Annotated in this window: 1 pseudogene; it reads right to left on the minus strand. The window is 69.4% G+C overall.

The annotated features are described in order from the left end of the window. Positions 1-266: pseudogene (locus KVS71_RS17565) on the minus strand (peptide ABC transporter permease); the annotation flags it as partial. Positions 267-268: the final 2 nt, after the last annotated feature.

Consider the following 268-nt stretch of genomic DNA (forward strand, 5'->3'; position numbering starts at 1 on the left):
GGGGGGAAGCGGCGGAGGACCTCCCCCGTGACCGGCCGGTTGGTCTGGATGGAGGTGCCGAAGTCGCCCTGCAGCAGCCGGGTGACCCAGATGAAGTACTGCTCGATGAGGGGCTTGTTGAAGCCGAAGAGCTCGTTGACCCTGGCGATGGCCTCCGGGGTGGCCTTCTCGCCGAGGAGGGCGACCGCGGGGCCGCCGGGGGGGGCCCTGACCCAGGCGAACAGCAGGATGCTGAGCCCGAACAGGGTGGGGATGAGGAACAGCAGTC

The sequence above is a fragment of the Microbacterium sp. GbtcB4 genome (assembly GCF_019091465.1).
Classification (GTDB): Bacteria; Actinomycetota; Actinomycetes; order Actinomycetales; family Microbacteriaceae; genus Microbacterium; species Microbacterium paraoxydans.